Consider the following 22,049-nt stretch of genomic DNA (forward strand, 5'->3'; position numbering starts at 1 on the left):
CTCTTCCGATCTCCGCGGAGGCCGCGGCGCCGACGCCGCCGACGTTGCCCGCGATGTCGGCGGCGACCCTGGGCGAGCGCTACGCGGCCAATCAGCGGGCCATCGCCGAGGCGGCCGGCCTCGCCCGGGACACCGGACACGCGGGAAGAGCGGTGCACCTCGCGCGGATGGCCGACCCGGCCCGGACCTTCCTGGCCTTCGACGGCCGCGCCGGCCGGGTCCGCGCGGTCGAGGTGCTCGGCGACCTGGCCGGCGCGGACCGGATCGCGGTCCTGGTACCGGGCAGTGACAGCGACCTGGACCACTTCGACACACGCGGTGACAAGCCGTACTCCACACCCGCCGGCGGCGCCCGCGCGCTGTACGACGAGATCCGCACCCAGGACCCGAGCGCGCGGGTCGCGGTGATCGCCTGGCTGGGCTACTCGCCGCCGCACACGATCAGCCTCGACGTGCTCACCACCGGCCGGGCCGACGACGGCGCGCGCGAGCTGCGCCGGTTCGTCGCCGGGCTGTACGCGGTGGCGCCCGCCGCGCAGGTGTCGCTGCTGTGCCACTCGTACGGCTCGGTGGTGTGCGGGCGGGCGGTCTCCCGGATCGACGTCGCCGACCTGGCCGTGTTCGGCAGCCCCGGGCTGGGCGTGGACGACCGGGACGACCTGGGCACCGGCGCCCGGGTCTGGGCCGGGCGGGGCGGCTCGGACTGGATCGACCTGGTGCCCAACGTGCGCATCCCGTTCTTCGACACCACCGTCGGCTTCGGCGCCGACCCGACCGGAGGCGGCTTCGGTGCCCGCGAGTTCGCGGCCGGCGGCGGTGGCCACTCCGACTATCTGCGGCCCGGCGGGCCGGCCCTGCACAACCTCGCGCTGATCGCGCGCGGCCGCGCCATGGAGGTGACCCATGCGTGAACCCGGCGCCCTGGTTCGTCGGATCGAGAGCTCGACACCGGTGGAGCGCGAACGCGAGGTGGACGGCCTGCGGGCGATCGCCATCCTGGGCGTCGTGTTCGGCCACTGGATCGTCACGGGCGTCTACGCGGGCGTCGACCACTGGCAGACCGACAGCCCGCTGCGCCACCTTCCCGACTTCGCCCCGGTCACCTGGCTGCTCCAGCCGCTCGCGTTGTTCTTCCTGGTCGGCGGGTACGTGGCCGCGCGGTCCCAGGTGCGTGCGGACCGCTACCGACCGTGGGCCCGGCGCCGGATGATCCGGCTCGGCCGGCCGATCGCCGCGCTGCTCGTGGTGTGGACCGTCTCGATGGCGGTACTCGCCGACTTCGTGGCCGGCGACACCCTGTACACGGTCGGCAAGCTCGTGCTGTCACCGCTGTGGTTCGTGCTCGTCTACGCGGGCCTGACCGCACTCACCCCGCTCGTGGTCCGGCTCGGTCGGGCCGGACCGGTGCTTGCGATCGGTACGGTCCTGGTGGTGGACCTGACCCGTTTCGCCGCCGACGGGCCGGCCGTGGTCGGCTGGGTCAACGTGCTCGCCGGTTGGCTCGTCCCGTACAGCCTCGGCGTGCTCTGGGCGGGGCCGCACCGGGCCCGCGTCGAGCGGCTCGGCGGGCCGCTGCTGGTGGCCGGCGCGCTCGTCTGTGCCGGACTGATCCGCTACGGCGGCTATCCGGTCAGCATGGTGGGCGTTCCGGGCGAGGCGATCTCCAACCTGAACCCGCCCACGCTCGCCGCGGTCGCCTTCGGCCTCGCCCAGTGCGGGCTCGCGCTGCTGGTCCGCGCCCCGCTGCGGCGGGCGCTGAGTCGGCACCCGCGCACGTGGGCGGTGGTCGCGCTGGTCAACCTCTCCGCGATGACGGTGTTCCTGTGGCACCAGAGCGCGATGCTCGCGGTGACCTCGCTCGGCATCGCGCTCGGTGGGCTGCCCGGGCTGGGCACGGTGCCGGACGAGCTGCCCTGGATCGTGGCGCGGATCGGGTGGATGTCGGTGTTCGCGGGCGCGCTGCTCGTGTTGTGGGCGGTGTTCCATCGCTGGGAGGCCGGCGGTCGCGGCCCCGGGGACTCCCGACGTAGCTCTTGAGAGTGACACCGGGGATCACCCGAGGCGGGGATGCCGAGGACCGGTCGTGCCTCGTAGCGTGCTGCGGGTGAGTGTCGAGGCGGGCAGAGCGAAGCGAGTGGTCGATACCGGGCGGATCGACGAGCCCGGCGGCGGCGCGGCTCGGGTCGGTCGGCTGAAGCGAGGGCTGACCGCGCTGCGCGAGGACCTGTTCGATGTCCGGGTCCGCAGCGAGCGCCCGCCGGCCCCGTTCAGCAGCCTGGCGGTCGCGCGCGGCCTGCTCTACGTGGCGGTCGTGATCACCGTGGGCATCCAGGGTTCGGTCCTGGCGGGTTACCCCGGGGTGTCCGGCGGCCTGGCCTTCGCGCTGGGCCTGGCCACGGGTGCGCCGATCCTGCTCGCGCCGCAACGGCCACTCGTCGCGTGGTGGATGTCGCTCGGCGCGACCGTGGCGTGCGCCGTCGCCGGCGAGTCGAACGGGCACGACCACATTCAGTGGCCGTGGACGGCTGTGGGTGTCTTCGCGCAGGTCGTGGTGATGGCCTATGTGGCCTTCCACGCCCGGCTGCGCATCGTTGTGGAGACGTGGATGATCACCACGCTGCTCGGTCTGGTGCTGGTCCGCAACGCTCAGCACGACCCCGCGCACTGGGGCGCGATGCCGGCGGTCGCGGTGCTGACCGCGATCGTGATGGTGGTCGTGGTCGCCTTCCGGGGCCGTAGCGACGCCCGCCGTCAACTCGCCGTGCAATCCGATCTGACCGCCACCGAGCGCGAGCGTAGTGCCCTCCTGGAGGAACGCGCCCGGATCGCCCGCGAGTTGCACGACGTGGTCGCGCATCACATGTCGGTGATCGCCATCCAGGCCGAGGCGGCCCGCTATCGGGTCGCCGACCCACCGCCCGAACTGGTCCGGAGCTTCGTCACGATCCGCGCCAATGCGGTCGACGCGCTTGCCGAACTCCGGCGTGTGCTCGGCCTGCTGCGCACCGAGCAGGAGGGCGGCATCGAACCCGACGGACCGGGCGCACGTCCGGCCCCGCTGCCCACCCTGGACCGCCTGCCCGAGCTGATCGAGAACGTGCGCGCGGCCGGCATGACGGTGGAGTGCGTCACCGTCGGCGCCCCGCGCCCGTTGCCGCAGGGCGTCGACCTGTCCGCCTACCGGATCGGCCAGGAGGCGCTGAGCAACGCGCTGCGGCACGCGCCCGGTGCTCGGGTGCGGGTCGAGGTCGCGTACGTACCGACCGGGATCGGTCTGCGCGTGCACAACGAGCCCGCGCCGAACCCCGGCCCGCCCGCGCGGGAGGGCTCCGGACACGGGGTGATGGGCATGCGCGAACGGGCGGCGATGATCGGCGGCACCCTCGAAGCCGGGCATACTCCCGACGGGGGCTACCACGTGGACGTCTTCCTGCCGACCGAGGAGCAGTGACATCGATGGCCATCCGGGTACTGATCGCCGACGACCAGATGATGGTCCGCGAGGGTTTCTCCGTCCTGCTGGGCGCGCAGCCCGGGATCGACGTGGTCGGCGAGGCCGTGCACGGGCGCGACGCGGTCGAGCAGGTCGCTGTACTGCGCCCGGACGTGGTGCTGATGGACGTGCGGATGCCGGTCCTGGACGGGCTGGCCGCGACCCGTGAGATCACCGCCGACCCGGGCGGTAGGACCCGGGTCCTGGTGCTGACCACGTTCGATTTGGACGAGTACGTCTACGAGGCGCTGCGCGCGGGCGCGAGCGGATTCCTGCTCAAGGACGCCTCGGCGCTGCAACTCGCGCACGCGGTACGGGTGGTGGCCGACGGTGAGGCGCTGCTCGCGCCCACCGTGACACGCCGGCTGATTGCCGAGTTCGCCCGACTCGGCCCCACCGGTGGGCCGCGCGGCCGGGTCGAGCAGCTCACCGAGCGGGAGACCGAGGTGCTCTCGCTGATCGCGCAAGGGTTGTCCAACGCGGAGATCGCCGCGCGGTTGGTGGTCAGCGAACAGACCGTCAAGACGCACGTGAGCCGGCTGCTGGCCAAGCTGAACCTGCGCGATCGCACCCAGGCGGCGGTGTTCGCGTACGAGAACGGCGTGGTGCGGGCGGGCGAGGGGCGCTGATCCGGGCCGGACGCGTCGGCCCACATCGCGGGCTACACGATCAGCAACGACGTGTCCGAACGGGCGTACCAGCTGGAGCAGTCCGGCGGACAGTGGTCCAAGGGCAAGAACTGCGAGACGTTCAACCTGCTGGGCCCGTGGCTGGTGACCACCGACGAGGTCACCAACCCGCAGGCGCTCGGGCTGCGCTCGTGGGTCGGCGGGGAGAGCCGGCAGGACTCGACCACCGCCGACATGATCTTCGGCGTGGCGTACCTGATCCACCACCTCTCGCAATACCTGGTGCTGGAACCCGGTGACATCGTCAGCACCGGGACGCCGCAGGGGGTCGCCCTGTCCGGGCGCTTCCCGTACCTGGCGGAGGGCGACGTGATGGAACTGGAGATCGATCGGCTGGGGCGGCAACGGTCGCACCTGGTGCAGGCCTGACGGGTCTGCGGCCGCCGCCGGGTGGCCCCTCGATGCCGTGACCGGGAGGTGCGCCGGTCACGGCATCCTTGTGTGGGCAGCTGCGCCGGCCGGTCCGGGACGGCCCACGCTTCGCGCGGTGTCGTGTGCGGGTCAGGGACGTACCGCGACGGCGTCGACCTCGAACAACATCTCCGGCAGGGCCAGGGACGCGACGCCGCTGAGCGTCTGGGTCGGCGGCAGGTCGCCCCAGATCGCGCCGATCGCCTTGCCGAGAATGGCCAGCTTGTCCGAGTCGTGGTCGACGATGTGGGTGCGCAGCTGCACGATGTGGCTCAGCTCCAGGCCGACGGCGGCGAGCGCGGTGCGCAGGTTGTCGAACGACTCCTCGACCTGCTCGGCGAAGTCGTCGGTGGTCACATGGCCGTCGGCGTCCGATGCGTACTGTCCGGCGACGAACACGAGTTCCCCGGACGCCACGGCGACGTGGCTGTAGCCGAAGTGCACCGGGTCGTGCAGGCCGTCGGGGTTGATGATGCGGTGCGACATGGTCGGGATCCCTCCGAAGCGAACGGTCGTCCAGTACAGGTCGTCGGCGCGCCTGATCATTCCCGACGACGGTGACCATCACGGACACCGGGTGGCGGACGGGGAGCCCGTGACCGACGACCGACACCGTTGTTCGTCGGTCACGGCTTCATGACCGGCACGGTGATCGACTGCACCGGCGGCGCCAACCTCCCGACGGGCCGCTGACCCGAGGCCGTAACCGAGCCACCCGGTACGCCCGAGCCGCCGTAGCCGCCCGCGCTGCCCGAGCCGCCCGGAGAATACGGCAAGTACGGCGAAGAATTGTCACACCCGTGTCCCGATCCCACTCTTTCGAATTGTCGAGCAGGCCGGCGTGTGCACGGGAAATGAATCACGCTATCGACAAAACACGGATTGCATTCGCGAGAATACGCATGGGAATCGCGGGTGCAAATGACAAGGGCCCCGCCGTGTGTCGGCGGGACCCTTGTCATTTGCTCGGATCAGGTGGTGACCCGACCCGGGTCAGCGGTGTCGCGGGTGTCGCGGGTGCTCACGCTTGGTGACGGCCACGGCGACGGTTGAGGTAGATCGCCCCTCCGCCGGCGGCGAGCAGCGCGGCGGCGGTGCCGGCGATCAGGATGGTGTCGGAGTCGTCGCCACCGGTCTCGGCGAGGTCCTTGCCGTTGCCCGCGGGGGCGACGGGCAGCCACGGGACGACGACCGGCTTGTCCTCCTTACCGGGGACCACGATCGGCGTAACCGGCTCGCCGCCCTTGGTCGGACTCGCGCTGGCGGCCGGGGCCGAGGCGCTTGCCGAGGCCGAGGGCCTGCTCGACGCGGAGGCCGAAGGCGGAGCCGACGTGGTGGCGGGTGCCGAGGTGGCGGGCGCCGAAGTGGAAGGTGCCGAGGTGCTCGGAGCCGAGGTCGTCGGAGCCGAGGTGCTCGGCGTCGAAGTCGTGGGTGTCGAGGTGGTGGGCGGCGCCGTGGTGGGCGCTTCGCTCGTCGGCGGGGCCGTTGTCGGCGGCTGCGGGTTCTCGACGCAATCGAGCTTGCCCGTGTACGTCTCCGAGAAGCCGCCCGGGCCGGTCACCGTGACGGTGTAGTCGGTGTCCTCGGCGACCTTGACGGACTGCGTCTTGGTCGAGTTGGGCGGCAGGGTCACCTTGTTGCCATTGACCTTGAAGTCGGCGGGACCGTCACCGGTGTTCTTCAGCGTGATGGTCACGCCACCCGCGACGCAGTCCTCCTTGTAGGCCGACGACGGGATCGGAACCGGCTGGTGGCTCCACTTGACCGTGGCGGATGCGAGCGCCGAGAACGGCTGCGACCCGCCCGTGATCAGGGTCTGGGTGTGCTTGCGGTTCTTGCCCACGAAGACTCGGCCGATGTTGACGCCGGCCTTGGTCGAGGCGGAGATCGTGGTCTGACCGGGAGTCTTCGGCGCCTTGACGTACAACTCGGTGCCGTTTGCAGCCGTGTTGATCGGCTTGCCGTCCTTGCCGACCAGCGAGGTGCCGGCCGGGACGGTGCCGTCGAGCTTGACCGCGACCGGTTCGGTCGACGTGGTCTTGACGGTGACCGGGCCGACACCGGGAGTGTCGCCGTCCTTGCCGGAGATGGTGCTGGGCGACAGTTCGAGCGAGGCGCCGGGCTCGTTCGGCTGTCCCTTGTTGGCGTCGCCGGTCAGGTAGTCGTAGAGCGCCACGACATCCTTGTCGTTGGCGTCTTCGCCCTCCCAGGTCTTCCCCTTCCTGAGGTTCGCACCGTTGCTGTAGTGCCAGATCGCCGCCTGGGTGGCCTCGACCGCCTCCTTCGCGGACAGACGACCCTTCTTGTTCGAGACGTTCGCGGTCTTGGCCAGCACGTCGAGGTCGGTCACCTTGGGGAACGAGTTGTTCAACACCCAGTTGATCTTCGCGACCTTGGCGGTGTCCTTGAGCCAGGATTCGGCCCAGGTGCCCTCGCGGTAGGAGGCATCCGTGTCGAGTCGAGTGTCCAGGTCGATGCAGTACAGCAGGACCTGGGGGCTGTTCTCGCGCTCGGCGCCGAGAATGATCAGCTCGGTCTGGAACGAACCGCGACCCGACAGGTCGACGGAACCGTCCGTGTACGGAACGTGACCCTGGAACCGAAGAGTCATCGAGTCGGCATACGCGGCGGGCGACAGCCCGATGATCGCGACGGCGGCCAGCCCGGTGGCGGCACATGCCGATCCGACGCGGGAAATAACCCGCTGTGACAGGAACATGAAAACGAAGTCTCCTTGCGAGAAGGCGGCCCCCACTGCCCGGGTCTGTCACCGGGATCCCCACCCCTGGGCCGCCGAACGCAAGAATCGTGGCATTGCGATGGTTAGTCAATTCACCGGCGGGTAATCCGGCCACAAAATCGCGATTCATCGAAGCCCTTCAATGGCATATCGCGATATTGCGCGTAATTCGGGCATTCCAGGGACGGTCCCGTGCTCCGGTCACCCTTGCGGGCGGGTCGCGTCGCGGTGATGGCGACGACGCACCCCGGCCGCCGTCCCATGCGAGTGCGAGGCGGCGGCCGAGGCGGGTTGGGTCAGGCCGCGTCGTCGGCGAATGTTCCTGCGCGGTCGCCGCGTTGCGGGTCTCGGACGCGCAGCACCGCGTAGCCGGCGATGCCCACCACCAGGGCGCCGACGAAGACGTACGGCAGCACGTTGAGCGCGGACTCCGGGACGGGCCACAGGTTGCGGTGGCCGGTGATCAGCAACTGCCGCAGCGCGCGGCCCTCGTTCAGCTCCGCGAGGGCGTCCCCGGCCTCCTCCGGCGGGCGCCGGGCCGAGATCATCGACTCGACGTCCAGGGAGCCGCCGACCACCAGGTCGACCAGGACCGGGATGTCGCGATGGGCAACCACCGAGCCGTAGTTCGAGCCGAGGATGCGCTGATCGGCCTCGACCAACGCGAGCGGGTCGAAGCGGGCCGTGCTGCCGGTCGGCGGGAGGCCGACGATCACCGCCGCGCCGCCCTGGCCGAGTGCGGCGATGGCCTGCTCGGTGGTGGCGATCTTGCGACTGCCCGGCCGGCTCCGGAACGGTGCGCTGAAACGGCGGGAGGGCGGGTACCGTGTCGCGCGTGCCGGCACATACCGGATGCGAACCGGTAGTCACCGGTTGGCGACCGGTTGCCGACCGGGGTCGATCGGGTGCGGACCCGGTACGGACCGAGTGGCGGCCCGATGTCCGCCGGGCGCGGGCCGGTTCGTCGTGTCCCATACCGACGTCGGCGCCACGCCCCCGCCGGGGCTTTCTATGCTTGCCGCGTGACCGACCCCAATGACCTCGATGTCCGACCGGCGTTCTCGCCGTCCGCAGCCGCCTCTGCCCGGGGGGTGATGGCGCTAACCTGCGAGCGTGTGGCCGCGACATTGGCTTCGTACGAGTTGCGGGTACTGCCGTCGACCGTGGCCCAGTGGGAAGCCGGTACGGAACGCCCGAACGAAGCCGAACTGCTGGCCCTCGCCAAGTCCTTGGTCGTCCCCGTGAGCCAACTCATGGGCGGCCGGCCGACCAATCTCCAGGACCACCGGATCGCCGCCGGCCTCACCCGCGCCGAACTGGCCAACCGGGTACGGATGAGGGAGGTCGGCTACGCCCGACTCGAACGTGCGAACAAGTGGCGCGCCGACGAGGAACGGACCGGCTTCCTGGTCCGCGCCCTCGGCCTGTCGATGCGTGATCTGGCCGAGGTGTCGGGCGTGGGCCCGGAACTGGAAAACCTGCTCGCCGAGGCCGTGGTCGGCCGCTGGAAGACCCAACTGCCGGACATCACCCGGCTGATCGGGATGCGCCGCAAGCGCATCGGCGAGGTGCTCGAAGTGCTGAGTTCGGTCTTCCCGGAAGGCATGGATGTGGCCGACGTGCCGCGGGCCGCGGTGGTCGAGCGGTTCTGGGGCCTGCTCGGCGACCCGGTCGCGGATCCGGGCGCGCCGGGCGTGTGGCTGCTGCAAGGACGTTTCGCGTAACCGACCCCGAACCGAACGGTCCTGCCGTTCCGTCGCAACCGACGGAACGGCAGGACCGCCTTTCTTGTGTTCGTGCCGCTCTGCGTCCGAGCCGGCTATACGGGCACGGCGACCAACGTTCCGCCGTCGGCAATGCGGACGTCGAAGCGGGCGAGTTGGTCCTTGGGCGTCCAGGTGCCGGTCTGGATGACCAGCGGCGCCTCCGAACCCGGTACGCCGTAGCCCTTCGGCGGGACCGTCCAACTGGAGATCTGCTGCTCCGTGCCGTCCTTGCCGACCGCGACCAGCGAACACCGCAACGGTCCGCGCACGTTCCGTAGTTCGAGCGCGAGGTTGGTGCCCCACGCCTTGCTCTCCAGCGCGATCCGGGCAGCCGCACCGGTACGCGGATCGGTGGCCCCGACCGTCGTACCGTTCCTGGCGATGGCCGCGACCGGGTCCGCCGGCACGTGCTGCGCGGATGCGGACGAGTCTTCCTTGAACCAGGTCCGGCCGGTGAGCACACCCGCGCCCAGGCCGATCACGAGCAGAGCGACGCACGCGGCGATCAGGAGCGCCGGCCGAGACCGGCGCCGGGCGGCCCGCCGCGCACCGAGTTCGTCCACCGGTCCCGACTCGGCGGCCGGTGTCGGCAGCGGTGTTGCAGCCGACGTCGTGCGCGGCGGCGCGGTCGGTTCCGGCACCGAAGCCAGGGCCGGCCGCCCGGGCGCCCGCGCCGGTTCGGCCGGCGATGCGGGCGATGCCGACGAGGGCGCCGATGCCGACGGCTCCGGCAGTTCGTACACACCCTCGTCGCGCAATTCGGTCAGCAGCGTGGCCATGCCGGAAAAATCGGCCAGCTCGTCGAGGCACCGGTCGCACGTGGCCAGGTGCTCCTCGAACGCGTCCCGGTCCGCCGGTTCCAGCAGGCCGAGGGCATATGCGGCGATGTCCGCGTGTTCGGGTCGGATGCTCATGCCGACACCCCCCTCTCCTCCAGGACGACCCGCAGGGCGCGCAGCGCGTAGTACACGCGTGACTTCGCCGTACCCGCCGGGATGCCGAGTACGTCGGCCGCCTGATTGACAGTACGGTCGCGGAAGAACGTTTCGATCAAAATTTCCCGGTGCGATGTGGAGAGGGCATCCAGCGCGTCGCCGACCACCACCGCGCGCAGCAGCCGATCGACCTCGTCGCCGGTGGGCAGCGCGGCCAGCGGCTCGTCGCCGACCTCGGGCGGACGGGCCGCGCGGGCCCGCTGTTCGTCGATGACCAGCCTGCGGGCGACGGTGACCAGCCAGGGCAGCAGCGGCGCGGCGGGATCGAGCTTCGCGCGATTGCGCCAGGCCCGGACCAGCACCTCCTGCACGCTGTCCTCGGCTCGCTGCCGATCGCCGCCGTTCAGTCGCGATACGACGGCGAGCAAGGGCCGCGAGTACTCGCGATAGAGCATCGTGACGAACTTGGTCTCCTCATCGGAGCCCGGCGGGTCGGAACCCGGCGGGTCGGACCCCGATACGTCCACATCGGACATTCCCGACCGGCCTCCTCATTCCGTAGCCGAGATCCGCATCCCGGAACAGGCAACACCCTAGGGGGCCCGCGTCCACAGCTCGGCCCGGACCGGCAACCGGGTCGCCCGTGCCGCCGCCCCCGCGGGACAGGCGGCGGTGAACGCCGACGGGGCGGCGTACGCCGACACCGTGTCGGAGTACGCCGCCCTGGGACGGGACGAGCCGGGAAGCATCCCGCGCTCATGTCGCCTACTGCGGGTCGCGGTTGAACGACGCCTTCGACCAGAAGTAGCCGAGCACGGTCAGCGCCAGGCACCAGGCGATGGCGAGCCACCCGTTGTGGCCGATCCCGGTGCCGAGCAGCAACCCGCGCAGGGTCTCGATGGCCGGCGTGAACGGCTGGTACTCGGCGATCGGCTGGAACCACCCCGGCATCGCGTCGAGCGGGACGAAGGTGGTGGAGATGAGCGGCAGGAAGATCAGCGGCAGCGCGTTGTTGCTGGCGGCCTCGGCGTTCGGGCTGATCAGGCCCATCCCGACCGCGATCCAGGTGAGCGCCAGGGAGAACAGCACGAGCAGCCCGAACGCCGCGATCCACTCCAGGACCGTGGCATCCGTGGACCGGAACCCGATGGCCACCGCGATGGCCCCGACGAGGACCACACTCAGCACGCACTGCAGCACGCAGCCGACGACGTGCCCGATGAGCACCGACCCGCGATGGATCGCCATCGTCCGGAAGCGGGCGATGATGCCCTCGTTCATATCCGTGGCGACGGACACCGCGCTGCCGATCGTGGTGCCGCCGATGGTCATCATCAGGATGCCCGGGACGAGATACGCGATGTACTCGGACCGGTCCGCTCCGCCGTCCCCGATGCCGGCGCTCATCACATTGCCGAAGATGTAGACGAAGAGCAGCAGCAGCATGACCGGCGTGAGCAGCAGATTCAGCGTGAGCGACGGGTAGCGCCGAGCGTGCAGCAGGTTGCGCCGCAACATTGTGGTCGAGTCGCGCACGGCGAGGGCGAGGGAGCTCATCGGACGGCCTCCTTGGCCTGGGTGCTGCTGCTGGTCAGGGCGAAGAACACGTCGTCGAGGTCGGGGGTGTGCACGGTCAGCTCGTCCGCCTCGATGCCGGCCGAGTCCAGCCGGTCGAGAATGGAGCGCAGCTCGCGCTGGCTGCCGTCGCTGGGGATCTGCAGTGCCAGCGCCTCGTCGTCCAGGGCGACGTCGTGCAGCGCGGAGGCGGCGGACCGGTACGCGGACGGGTCGGAGAAGCGGAGTCGCACGTGTCCGCCGGGGATGAGCCGCTTCAGCTCGTCGGCGGTTCCCTCGGCGGCGATCCTGCCGTTGTCGAGCACGGCGATGCGGTCGGCGAGCTCGTCGGCCTCGTCCAGGGTTTGGGTGGTGAGGAAGACGGTGACGCCGTCGGAGACAAGCTCGCGGACGATCCCCCACATGTTGTGCCGGCTGCGCGGGTCGAGACCGGTGGTCGGCTCGTCCAGGAAGATGATCCGCGGGTTGCCCACCAGGGTCATGGCGATGTCCAGGCGCCGTTTCATGCCGCCGGAGTAGCTCTGCGCGGGCTTCTTGGCGGCCTCGACGAGGTCGAACCGCTCCAGCAGTTCCTCGGTGATCCGCCGCCCCTCACGCTTGGACAGGTGATGCAGGTCCGCCATGAGGAGCATGTTCTCCTCGCCGGTGATCAGTCCGTCGACGGCGGAGAACTGGCCGGTGACGCCGATCGCGGCACGCACCCCGTCCGGTGACGTGGCGACGTCGTGGCCGGCGACCTGGGACTGCCCGCCGTCGGCGGCGATGAGCGTGGAGAGGATCTTCACGACGGTGGTCTTGCCGGCGCCGTTCGGCCCGAGCAGCGCGAACACGGACCCGGCCGGGATGTGCAGGTCGATGCCGTCGAGGACGACCTTGTCGCCGTACGACTTGCGCAGACCGACGCTGGAGATGGCGGCCGGCGACGGGTGATCGTCGCCCTTCCTGGATGTGGGCATGACAGAAGGAGAAGGCATGGGACCCTCCGGTTCGAAGGCTGAACTGGCCGGCGGAGTGCGTGAGTCGAGAGCGGTTCTTCCGGGGTCGGGCCGCGGCGCGGTGGACGTCGATGTTGCCGTCACCCGGATAACGCCAGCATGGCACCACTATGGCGGCACGTGCAAGCCTGGATGGCGCCTTGTGTCGCACGATCTCCACAGCTAAGGCCCTGAGCTGCGAAAACGTGAAGAAGGCGACCGGCGTTCGGGTGGCGCCACGCGGGCTCAGTCGCTCCTAAGGGTGCGGGAGGACATGTCGCCGGCCCATGGCGCCGAGCGACATCGGGTGGCGCCAAGCAGTACCACCTGGCGTCAAGTGATGCCATGTGATGTCGCGAGAAGGAGGCCTGCCTTCCGTCTCGCGGTCTGCCGTCGGCCCGCCGGCACCTTCTCCGGCGGCATGCCGCGTAGGCTGGATCCGGCGATGACCCTGGTCGGCCACCCGTGGTCGCGCTCGAACTCCGAACGCGAGGCCCGGCACGCCGCGTAGGCGATGTTCCGGCGCTTCGTGCGCACGGACGAAGGGCCCGGCCCGTCACCACGTGACGGGCCGGGCCCTGGGTTTCTCGCCGGTCACTCCCGCCCGGGCGGCGGCCTGGACGGAATCCGCGAACGGGCCGTCCGTACGGTCCGGTTCGGCGTACTCCACTTTGATGTGACGCACCTCGGCGGGATCGATGCCGGCCTGTCGACAGGCATGCCACAGCGGCTCGCGGTGCGCTTCGTCGGGTCGCCCCGAGTTCCGGCGGATGGACCGGCCGGCGATATTTCCCGGGTGATTGACCGGTGGCCGACCGACGAGGGAGGTTCCAGGCCGCCGCCGGGAATTGCGCGAGCAGGGGAAATTCGCGTCGGCAGTGGATGGCTGGAATCGACGATGGGCTTTGTCCGGGCATGGATCGGGGAATTCGGTCGACCTCTCGTAGGGGCCGGACCGGATCCGGACCTTGATCCCATTCTCGATCCGGATGCCGATATTCCGTTCTTGACCGAGACCGAGCATGCCCACCGCGTTCGGACGACGGTGCGCGGACGCGGTGGTCGGGCGCGCCGGCCGTAAAGAATTCGGCCCACGGGGAATCCCCGGCGGCAGCGGGGAATCGGCGCCGGACCCGCCCGGGAATCCGCGCCGGACCTCCGACCGGGCGGGCGAGCCGTCGACTCCGGCGCCGCCCGGAGAGCTGTCCCGTCGACGGGACTCGGCCGCGAGGAGCCGCCCGCCGGCGCCGGAGCTGCTCAGCCGCGCAATTCGAGCGTGCAGCACTTGGCGTTGCCGCCGGCCTTGAGCAACTCGGTCAGGTCGATCCCGATCGGAAGGTAGCCACGCTCGCGCAGCTGAGGGCCGACGAGTTCGACCGCCCGCTCCGGCAACAGCACGTGCCGGCCGTCGGAGAGCGCGTTGAGCCCGAACACGGCGGCGGTGGCCTCGTCGGCCAGGATCGCATCGGGGAAGCGCTCGGCCAGTCGACGCCTGCTGTCGAGGGAGAACGCCTGCGGGTAGTACATGACCTCGTTGGGCCCGAGTACCGAGAGCGCGGTGTCCAGGTGGTAGAACCTGGGGTCGACCAGGGTCAGGCTGAGTACCGGGACACCGAAGAACTCCCGTGCCTCGTGGTGCCCGCGCACGTCGCTGCGGAAGCCGCAGCCGGCCAGGAGCTCGCCGCCCACGTAGAGGAAGTCGCCCTCGCCCTCGTTGAAGCTCTCGGCCTGGCGCACCTCGGACCACCCGCCGGCGCGGAACCAGTCGAGGTAGGCACGCGACTCGTCGGCGCGCTGACGGTGGCGAAAGCGTGCGACGAGCACCTTGCCGTCCACGACGGTCGCACCGTTGGCCGAGAAGACCATGTCCGGGAGACCGGGAACCGGTTCGATCAACGCCACGTCGTGCCCGAGCGCCACGTAGGCGTCGTGCAGCCCCTTCCACTGGGCCAGTCCGGTGTCCGCCGAGGTGGGCACGCTCGGATCCATCCACGGATTGATCGAATAGGTGACGTCGAAGTAGGTCGGCCGGCACATCAGGAAACGCCGCGGCCGAACCGTGCGGTTGTCGTTCGACGCCTGTTCGATGTCTGTCTGGGTCACCTTGATTCCCTTGTTCTCCGTGATTGTGTCCGGGGCGAAATCAATGCCGATGCAAAACGATGAGTTCGACCGGACGGAAACACGGCGTGCGCCGGATACGGGCATGCCGGAGAAAATGCGGGATCGCCGCGGGCCGAAGCTAGCACGAGGCGCCGGGCCGCACCCGTCCCGTTGACGGGACAACTGCGGGCAATGAATATTCACGATTTCACCGGGGCCGGTTCGGGTAATTCAACCGAGCGTTATGCCTTACCTGCGTGCTATCGCGTGCCGAGCATGGCCGAATGGAACTCGCGCGGTATACGAACCGAGGCGCGAACTCGCGGGGTGGTCGAGGCGGAGGGGCATCGGCACGCGCACCGGCCGAACGCCTCGTGGCGCCGGCGATGTCCGCGGGCCGGCCGACCTTGCCGGAGGCGCCGTCGGCGGCCGTCGACGAGATCACCCGTGAACCGGCGCCCGGATCCGTGGAGTTGCGGCTGCGGGGCCGGCGCCCGGCCTCGTGGCGACCCCGCTCGCGGACCTCGCGTCCGAGCCGGCCGGTCAAGCGCCCGCCGATGCCGCGTGGGCCCCGCCGAACGTGCCCGCGTACGAACCGCCGCCGGCACCCGACGGCGGGGACGTGCCCACGCGGATGATCGGCTTCCGGCCGCCGGGCCATCGCGAGGTTCGGATCGCCCGAACCGCCCGATTCGAACAGTTGTCGGTCGACCCACCGGCCCGTCCGCGCCCTGTCCGCCGCCTTCGACGGAGCTGCCTCGGAGAGCGGGGCCGGACCCGGTTCGGCGCCGAACCGGCCGGCCGGATCCGATCGTTCGACGGGCGCGATCCGCACCCGAACGGGTCGCCCGGAAATCCGTCCGGATGGTTGAAGTCATTCCCGATGCGGCCCGCTCGTGAATGTGCGATGACACTTACCTGGCGTGGCCGTTAGGAAGGCGTCAAGACGGCCGAGTTTTCGAGCCGCAGCAGGTACGCACCTCTATAGTGACCGCCCCGCGAACGCGATCGATCCGATCACCATAGCCGTGCCTCGACACAATCTGGTTGGGCGAATCTTTTTTGGCCGGTTCCGGAAAGCGGCGATCGACTACGGTGCAGGTGCGGGCGGTATCTCTCCGAAACAACCAGCGTTCGGTTCCTTGATTTCCGGGAGTTGCTGGGATCTACTCGGGTGGGCCGTCGAAGAACCACATTGAATGTGGATCTTCAGGTGCCGGCAGGGCGTGACGCCGGCAGCCGCAAACGCCAACGGGGATCTGTAAAGAGGCGAACGGGGCGAGTCGTTGATGCACGCATTCGTACACATGTCGACCATTTCCGACCGCGCGATCTCGAAGATCGCGTGGCACGGTCGTACGCAGGTGGAGCCCGGGCCGTCGACCATCCGGCCGGGAGCGATCGGAGAGCGACAGTCGTCGTGCCCGGTCGCGCCGGTGGGGTCGACGGTCGGCTGAATGCATATCGGATATGTCTGGCATTCCGCCCGTGGCGGGACTCCCCGTGGCGACGAGCTGCGCAAGAGCGGCAAACTGCGCAACATTCGCTTGTTCGAACGTGCACTCACATGGAGGCATGGTGGCGAATCAAACCAGAAATCATGAAAGCGCGAGAGAGGCGCAGCTCCACTCGGGCCCGGGGGTCGTCCCCCGACCGCGAAGAGCTGTCGGGGACCATCCGCATCACGGCCGGCTACTCACGACAAAAGTGGGTTTGCAAATACCTGCCGACATGACCTTCGAGGACTGGGAGCAGGCCGGGCGCAAACTATCGGGAATCCTGGATTCCTCGTCGTGGTGGCTGGGCGACTGGTTGGTATATGGGAAGGACCACTACACCGACCTGTACCAACGTGGGATACGCGCGGCTGGGTTAAGCTACCAGACGTTGAGGAATTATGCATGGGTCTCGCGGCGTTTCGAGTTCAATCGCCGACGATCGGCACTGAGTTTCCAACATCATGCCGAGTTGGCCTCGCTGCCCGTCGCCGAACAGGAGCTGTGGCTGGACCGTGCCGAAGAGATGAACTGGACCACCAAGCAGTTACGGAACGCCATCCGTGACGTCCGGACGGCGACCGACGGACAGGACGCCCGGCAGGCCGAGGCGACGCGTCGCCTCGCGGTGCCGGGCGATCGTATCCAGTGGTGGCACAAGGCCGCGGAACAATCGGGGATCGACTTCGAGCAGTGGGTGCTCGCGACGCTGGACAACGCCGCCGAGCGGGTCCTGGAGGACGTCGAGGAGCAGGAGAGCATCAGCGCCTGACGTCAGGCAATCGAGGTACACGGGGTGATCGAGGCAGCCGAACCGCCCGAGGCGGCTCGGCGCGCCACGATCCCGGGGGCCTGTGCTCGCGAGCGCGGGCCCCTTCGGTTCTCTGCGGGAAGCCGCCCGGGTCGGCGCAGTCGGCTCGTCCGCGCGGCCCTCGCGCGATGCCGCGGGAGCGGTCGACGGATGCGGATATGTTCCTCGGCAATGTGGCGCCGGACGAATCGTCGGCCCATTCCTCGATCGCCCGCGCGTCGGGAATAGCCGACAGGGGCGTCGCGAAACAGCCGTCCGCCGGGCTGCCGTTCGGCGGCGACAGTGCCGATGGATTACCCGAATCGGCTCGACCATCCACGGACCCTCCGGCTCGCCATACTGCGCGGGAACGAAAATCCGGAAGTCACCCCTTCGGTAATCCGGCGCGGTCATCCCCCGGTGCACTACGGCCTCATCAGAGGAGCCGGCGGTTCAGCGCACGGTACAAGCGAGTCGGCGGGCCGACCGGAGCGTTGTCCCGTCGGCAGGACGGCGTTGGCCGTTGTATTGCGGGCCGGGCCCTTGAAAGCTTTGCCCGGCCCCTCTACGTTGAAGCTGCGGTGCCCGCCGACGCAATACCGAATGCGTTTCTCCCGGACGGCCGATCGAGTGGCGCGGGAGTATGGGCACGTCGGACGATGTTCATCGTGAATCCCCGACCAGGGTCCTCCTTTGGTTTCCGTGACCGACCCGTCGAAGATACGGAAGTTCCTGTCGCCGCCACGCTAGCGGGAGAGTTTTCTATGGGCACTTTTGCACGCGAGATCTACGACGTGGTGGGCATCGGGTTCGGCCCGTCCAATCTGTCGCTGGCCATTGCGTTGGACGAGTATCGATCCGAGGGCCCGGACAACCGGCCGAAGCCGTCGGCGATGTTCTTCGAGCGACAGCCCTCGTTCGGCTGGCACCGCAATATGCTGTTGCCCACGACGACCATGCAGATCTCCTTCATGAAGGATCTGGCCACGTTCCGCAATCCGGTGTCGCGGTTCAGCTTCGTGTCGTATCTGCACGCGTCGGATCGGTTGACGCAGTTCGTCAACAACCAGGACTTCTTTCCGACGCGCCAGGAATTCCACCAGTACCTGGAATGGGCGGCGGCCGGCTTCGCCGACCGGGTCCGCTACGGCACCGAGGTCACCGGGATTCGACTGCCGGCGACGACCGAGGCCGGAGCGGCCGAGGCGTACGTGGAACTGGAGATCCGCAGCGGCTCCGCGACCCGGGTGGTGCACGCGCGCAACGTGGCCATCTCGACCGGCCTGGTGCCGCGCATGCCCCAGGGCGTGCAGAGCGACGAACGGGTTTGGCACAGCTCGGAGTTCCTGGACAAGTACAGCCGGATGAACCCTTCCGAGCTGAAGACGGTGGCGGTGGTCGGCGCGGGCCAGAGCGCGGCCGAGATCACCCGCTACTTCTACGACGAACTGCCGCACGCGCAGGTCTACTCGATCATTCCGTCCTACGGCTACTGCGTGGCCGACGACACCCCCTTCGCGAACCAGATCTTCGACCCGGGCGCCGTGGACACCTACTACTTCGGCACGGATCGCTCCCGAGAGGCGTTCTGGCACTACCACCGCAACACCAACTACTCGGTGGTCGACGACGAGGTGATCCGGGACCTGTACCGGCGCTCGTACGACGAAGAGGTTCGCGGCCTCGACCGGTTGCGTTTCCTCAACCTGACCAGGGTGGACCAGGTCAAGCGGGCCGGTGACGAGACGCGGGTGTCACTGCTGTCGTCGGCCGACGAGACACCGGAACTGGACGTGGACGCCATCGTGTTCGCCACCGGGTACGACGGGATGGAGCCGACCGCACTGCTCGGCGACCTCGACCGGTACTGCCTGCGCGACGAGAAGGGCCGGCATCGGGTCGCCCGCGACTACCGGCTGGTCACCACTCCCGAACTGGGTTGCGGCATCTACCTCCAGGGCGGCACCGAGCACACCCACGGCCTGACCTCGTCGTTGCTGTCGAACCTGGCCATCCGCAGCGGCGAGATCGCCGAATCCATGATCGGCCGGCGTGCCGAGTCGGCGGCGGAGACACCGTTTCGTCGAGTGGGCGCCGGCGAGACCGGGTGACCCCTTCCATCCGGAGCCTACGGCCCGTCGGCACCCCGACGGGCCGTACCCCATTCCCGACGGCCGACGACCGACGGTCGACGACCGACGGTCAGGGCTTGACGCCGACCGCGCCGTAGCCCCAGACGTTCTCGACCGCGTCCAGGGGGTGGTCCGGCTCCGCGTCCGGGTTCCAGTGGGTGCGCAGGCCCGGCTCGACCAGGTCGAAGCCGGTGAACATCGACAGGATCTCGTCGTGGCTGCGCATGGTCATCTCGGCGGAGGCGTTCTTCCAGCCGTCGGCGCCCTTGCGGGCCTGGTTCGGGTTGGCGTCGAAGGACGCGTGCGAGAGCAGCAGCATGCTGCCGGCCGGCAGCGCGTCGCGGAGTCGGGCGACGATCTCGTGCGGCTTCTCGTCGTCCCGGATGAAGTGCAGTATCGCGACCAGCATCAGCGCCACGGGCTCACCGAAGTCGATCACCTCCAGCACCTCGGGTGCGGACAGGATGTCCTGGGGCGAGCGCAGATCGGCGTGGGTGAAGGTGGTCCGGCCGGGCCCGGCGTCGGTCATCAGTGCCCGCCCGTGCACCAGCACGATCGGGTCGTTGTCCACGTACGCCACCCGGGCGTCCGGAGCGATCTCGTGCGCCACTTCGTGCGTGTTGCCCGACGTGGGGATGCCGGTGCCGATGTCCAGGAACTGGCGGATGCCCCGGCGCGCGGCGTAGCGCACGGCGCGGCGCAGGAAGAGCCGATTGAGCTGGAGGGTGACCGGCAGGTCGGGGATGGCGGCGACGATGGCGTCGGCCGTCGCGCGGTCGACCGCGAAGTTGTTCTTGCCGCCCAGCAGATAGTCGTAGATTCGGGCGGTGTGCGGAATGCTCGTGTCGATCCGAGCGGGCAACCGCCGACTTTCGACCTCGTCGAGGCGAGGCAGCCGCCACGCCTTCTCGTTACGGTCTCCCGCGTCCCCCGCCGGTATGGATGTCACGTTCGCATGCCTCCGCACAACCGATTCCCTACGTTCGCCGAGGGTACTGCGGACACTCGCGGTTTGGGTTCGCGCAGAGGTGCTGTCGAGGAATCGGTACACACCCGAAGTCGTCGGGCAACCAACCGGATCGAACCGGTGGATGGGGTCGGTGCCGGCGGTCGGCCCCCGTGGCGCGGACCGCCGGCCGATGCCCGAGGAACTACTCGGGCACGCCTTCGTCGACCCAGCGGGCGAACGCGTCCACCCGGTCCGCCGGCCAGGCGCCGTCGCATGGCATGGTGCCCTGGCGCAGTCGGGCCAGGATCGCCTCGGCATGCGCGCTGACGTCGGCGTGCGACCACAGGTCGAACATGAAGCTCATCGACTTGCGGTCCATCTCCCGGAACAGCGGCTTGATGTGCTCGGCGAAACCGATCGCCTCATCAGCGGCCGGCAACGGCATGTCGGTCGTCTCCTCGTTGGACGGCGGGGCCAGGGCGGACACCCGGGCACCGGGGGTGGCGCTGCAGACCCACCACCAGCGGGGCACCGGCATGTGGGCCGGCGGGCGGGCACCGGGCTGCGAGTTCTCCACCGCGATCCGCGAGCCCCACTCGACGTAGCCGGCGAACGCCGCGCGGAACTCGGCGTCGGTGGGCAGGCCCGCGTCGTCGGCGGCGAGGCTGATCAACTGGGCCCAGCGGGCCCGCCATTCCTCCTTGAGCGCCTTGCCGGCGTGCTCGCCGACCATGTGGTCGTAGCCGCCGTAGTGCTCGGTGTACAGCTTGGGTCCGCCGAACGTCTCGACCAGCCAGGCCGCCACCCGCTCCGGGTGATCGGGTGCCATCCGGGCGAACAGCGGAGCCAGCAAGGGGTCTTGGGGGACGTACTTGTCGTAGAAGATGTGCGTCATCCGGGTCAGCGCGGGCAACCCGCCGGCCCATTCGTAGAGCGTGGGCTCGGCGGAGGGCGGCGGATCCGCGAAGCCGACGTACCAGTGCATGCCGCTACAGAACGGCTTGTTCCGCGACCGGCCGCACCGGCACAGGCTGTAGTGCTCGGTCGGCGCGCCCGGACCGCGCGGCTCCGGCTCGCCGTCGGCACTCACCAGCGGGATCCCGCCGGTCACCCGGTACGGGCCGTCCAACGACACCTCGATCGCCGGTTCGCGCTGCTGCGGCGGTGGTTGCCGACCGTCGAGCAGGTAGTCCAGGGCCCCGGACGGACAGGCCCGGACGGTCCGGACGATCTCGTCCATCCGGCCGCCGGACGGCGCCACGAACGGCTCCTCCTTCTGCCGGAAGACCGAGGAAAGCCGGTCGGTGCACAGGCCCGAGTGCGCGCACAGGCCGCGGTTGTCGGTCACCACGACCGGGTCGCCGGGATGGCTGTGCCGTTCGTCCGGCACCCGGGCGGGATCCTTGGCGCCGCTGAAGCCGATCCGGGCGTGGCTGCCGTCGCACAGCGGCTTGGTGGCGGACTCGCCGCACCGGCACAGCGCGGTCTGCGGCAACACCGGGATCGGCTCGCCGAGCCGGTCGGTGACGTGGGTCGCGTTGGTGACCAGGTACGGGCCGTTTGGCGCGACCTGGATGCGGGCGGGCAACTCGGCCTGGATCGCCGCGAACTCGGCGACCAACGCGGCCCGGCTCGCGTCGTCGTCGGCGAACAGCCAGGCCAGGTGTTGCAGGGCCGCCGCGGCCTCGAGCAGGGTCGGCGGCGGTTCGCCCGCGACCTCGGTGCGCAACCGGGTGACGTCCGAGGCGAGTTCGCGGACCATGATCGCCGGATCCCGATCGGCGCCGGTGGAGTCGGCCGGCTCCGGGCCGGTGGAGTCGCCGCCGAGGGCGAGCAATGCCTCGGTCAACGGTCGGATCACCGTGTCGCGCAGCGGCTCGGCCGCGTCGGCGTCGATCATCCGGCCGGTCAGTTCATGGTCGAGAACACGGGCCCGGATCAGCAGCGTCCGCAGCCGAGCCTCGATCGGCGCGCCGGTCATGGCCTGCAACCGGTG

The 22,049-nt window shown here is 69.8% G+C and carries 18 protein-coding genes and 2 pseudogenes; 9 read left to right on the plus strand and 11 right to left on the minus strand.

The features are described from left to right. From ABZS54_RS19115 to ABZS54_RS19135, 5 genes and pseudogenes are all read left to right on the plus strand, one after another. The coding region (locus ABZS54_RS19115; RefSeq protein WP_355536926.1) for an alpha/beta hydrolase at nt 1-911 on the plus strand (911 nt) is incomplete at its 5' end. Beyond that, complete coding sequence (locus ABZS54_RS19120) at nt 904-2,037, plus strand: acyltransferase (protein ID WP_355536929.1); 1,134 nt, start codon at nt 904-906, stop codon at nt 2,035-2,037. The genes ABZS54_RS19115 and ABZS54_RS19120, both read left to right, overlap by 8 nt. A gap of 46 nt (nt 2,038-2,083) precedes the next feature. Continuing rightward, entirely contained in the window at nt 2,084-3,451 is a 1,368-nt protein-coding gene (locus ABZS54_RS19125) for a sensor histidine kinase (protein ID WP_355536932.1), read from the plus strand. 5 nt (nt 3,452-3,456) lie between these two features. After that, nucleotides 3,457-4,122: a response regulator transcription factor gene (locus ABZS54_RS19130; RefSeq protein ID WP_355536935.1), complete on the plus strand. Its 666-nt coding sequence runs from the start codon at nt 3,457-3,459 to the stop codon at nt 4,120-4,122. Nucleotides 4,123-4,143: 21 nt separating this feature from the next. Then, nucleotides 4,144-4,551 (plus strand): annotated as a pseudogene (locus ABZS54_RS19135) (fumarylacetoacetate hydrolase family protein); the annotation flags it as partial. Between the two features lie 132 nt (nt 4,552-4,683). On the opposite strand, the gene ABZS54_RS19140 reads toward ABZS54_RS19135, so the two are convergent. From ABZS54_RS19140 to ABZS54_RS19150, 3 genes are all read right to left on the minus strand, one after another. After that, nucleotides 4,684-5,079 (minus strand): RidA family protein, encoded by a 396-nt coding sequence (locus ABZS54_RS19140; protein WP_355536938.1) that lies wholly within the window; start codon nt 5,077-5,079, stop codon nt 4,684-4,686. 535 nt (nt 5,080-5,614) lie between these two features. Next, on the minus strand, nt 5,615-7,312 hold the full coding sequence (locus ABZS54_RS19145; RefSeq protein WP_355536941.1) for a Cys-Gln thioester bond-forming surface protein: 1,698 nt from the start codon (nt 7,310-7,312) through the stop codon (nt 5,615-5,617). A gap of 317 nt (nt 7,313-7,629) precedes the next feature. Beyond that, complete coding sequence (locus ABZS54_RS19150) at nt 7,630-8,178, minus strand: hypothetical protein (RefSeq protein ID WP_355536944.1); 549 nt, start codon at nt 8,176-8,178, stop codon at nt 7,630-7,632. Between the two features lie 270 nt (nt 8,179-8,448). Here ABZS54_RS19150 and ABZS54_RS19155 point away from each other — a divergent pair, with 270 nt between their 5' ends. Further along, the gene (locus ABZS54_RS19155; protein WP_355536947.1) at nt 8,449-9,057 is read left to right on the plus strand and encodes a hypothetical protein; all 609 of its coding nucleotides are present in this window, start codon (nt 8,449-8,451) and stop codon (nt 9,055-9,057) included. A gap of 95 nt (nt 9,058-9,152) precedes the next feature. Here ABZS54_RS19155 and ABZS54_RS19160 read toward each other — a convergent pair whose 3' ends face one another. From ABZS54_RS19160 to ddaH, 6 genes are all read right to left on the minus strand, one after another. Next, nucleotides 9,153-10,013 (minus strand): zf-HC2 domain-containing protein, encoded by an 861-nt coding sequence (locus ABZS54_RS19160; protein ID WP_355536950.1) that lies wholly within the window; start codon nt 10,011-10,013, stop codon nt 9,153-9,155. Continuing rightward, nucleotides 10,010-10,570: a sigma-70 family RNA polymerase sigma factor gene (locus ABZS54_RS19165; RefSeq protein WP_355536953.1), complete on the minus strand. Its 561-nt coding sequence runs from the start codon at nt 10,568-10,570 to the stop codon at nt 10,010-10,012. Before ABZS54_RS19165 ends, ABZS54_RS19160 begins: the two co-directional genes overlap by 4 nt. Before the next feature lie 229 nt (nt 10,571-10,799). After that, nucleotides 10,800-11,591 (minus strand): ABC transporter permease, encoded by a 792-nt coding sequence (locus ABZS54_RS19170; RefSeq protein ID WP_355536956.1) that lies wholly within the window; start codon nt 11,589-11,591, stop codon nt 10,800-10,802. Further along, nucleotides 11,588-12,565 (minus strand): ATP-binding cassette domain-containing protein, encoded by a 978-nt coding sequence (locus tag ABZS54_RS19175; RefSeq protein ID WP_355536959.1) that lies wholly within the window; start codon nt 12,563-12,565, stop codon nt 11,588-11,590. The genes ABZS54_RS19170 and ABZS54_RS19175 overlap by 4 nt, the downstream gene beginning before the upstream one ends. A gap of 574 nt (nt 12,566-13,139) precedes the next feature. Continuing rightward, nucleotides 13,140-13,607 (minus strand): hypothetical protein, encoded by a 468-nt coding sequence (locus ABZS54_RS19180; RefSeq protein ID WP_355536962.1) that lies wholly within the window; start codon nt 13,605-13,607, stop codon nt 13,140-13,142. A 233-nt stretch (nt 13,608-13,840) separates the two neighbouring features. Continuing rightward, nucleotides 13,841-14,686 carry a dimethylargininase gene (gene ddaH / locus ABZS54_RS19185; protein ID WP_355536965.1) on the minus strand — a complete coding sequence of 282 codons (846 nt, stop codon included), beginning with the start codon at nt 14,684-14,686 and terminating at the stop codon, nt 13,841-13,843. Between the two features lie 284 nt (nt 14,687-14,970). On the opposite strand from ddaH, the pseudogene ABZS54_RS19190 reads away from it, so the two are divergent. The 3 genes and pseudogenes from ABZS54_RS19190 to ABZS54_RS19200 form a co-directional block, all read left to right on the plus strand. Continuing rightward, nucleotides 14,971-15,174: pseudogene (locus ABZS54_RS19190) on the plus strand (hypothetical protein); the annotation flags it as partial. A gap of 1,087 nt (nt 15,175-16,261) precedes the next feature. Beyond that, nucleotides 16,262-16,954 (plus strand): LmbU family transcriptional regulator, encoded by a 693-nt coding sequence (locus tag ABZS54_RS19195; protein WP_355536968.1) that lies wholly within the window; start codon nt 16,262-16,264, stop codon nt 16,952-16,954. A 782-nt stretch (nt 16,955-17,736) separates the two neighbouring features. Continuing rightward, entirely contained in the window at nt 17,737-19,083 is a 1,347-nt protein-coding gene (locus ABZS54_RS19200; protein ID WP_355536971.1) for a SidA/IucD/PvdA family monooxygenase, read from the plus strand. Between the two features lie 91 nt (nt 19,084-19,174). Here ABZS54_RS19200 and ABZS54_RS19205 read toward each other — a convergent pair whose 3' ends face one another. Then, complete coding sequence (locus tag ABZS54_RS19205) at nt 19,175-20,053, minus strand: SAM-dependent methyltransferase (RefSeq protein ID WP_355536974.1); 879 nt, start codon at nt 20,051-20,053, stop codon at nt 19,175-19,177. Nucleotides 20,054-20,255: 202 nt separating this feature from the next. After that, nucleotides 20,256-22,034, minus strand: coding sequence for a CDGSH iron-sulfur domain-containing protein (locus tag ABZS54_RS19210; protein ID WP_355536977.1), 1,779 nt, complete (start codon nt 22,032-22,034; stop codon nt 20,256-20,258). Nucleotides 22,035-22,049: the final 15 nt, after the last annotated feature.

It is taken from the genome of Embleya sp. NPDC005575 (assembly GCF_040605455.1).
Lineage (GTDB): Bacteria > Actinomycetota > Actinomycetes > Streptomycetales > Streptomycetaceae > Embleya.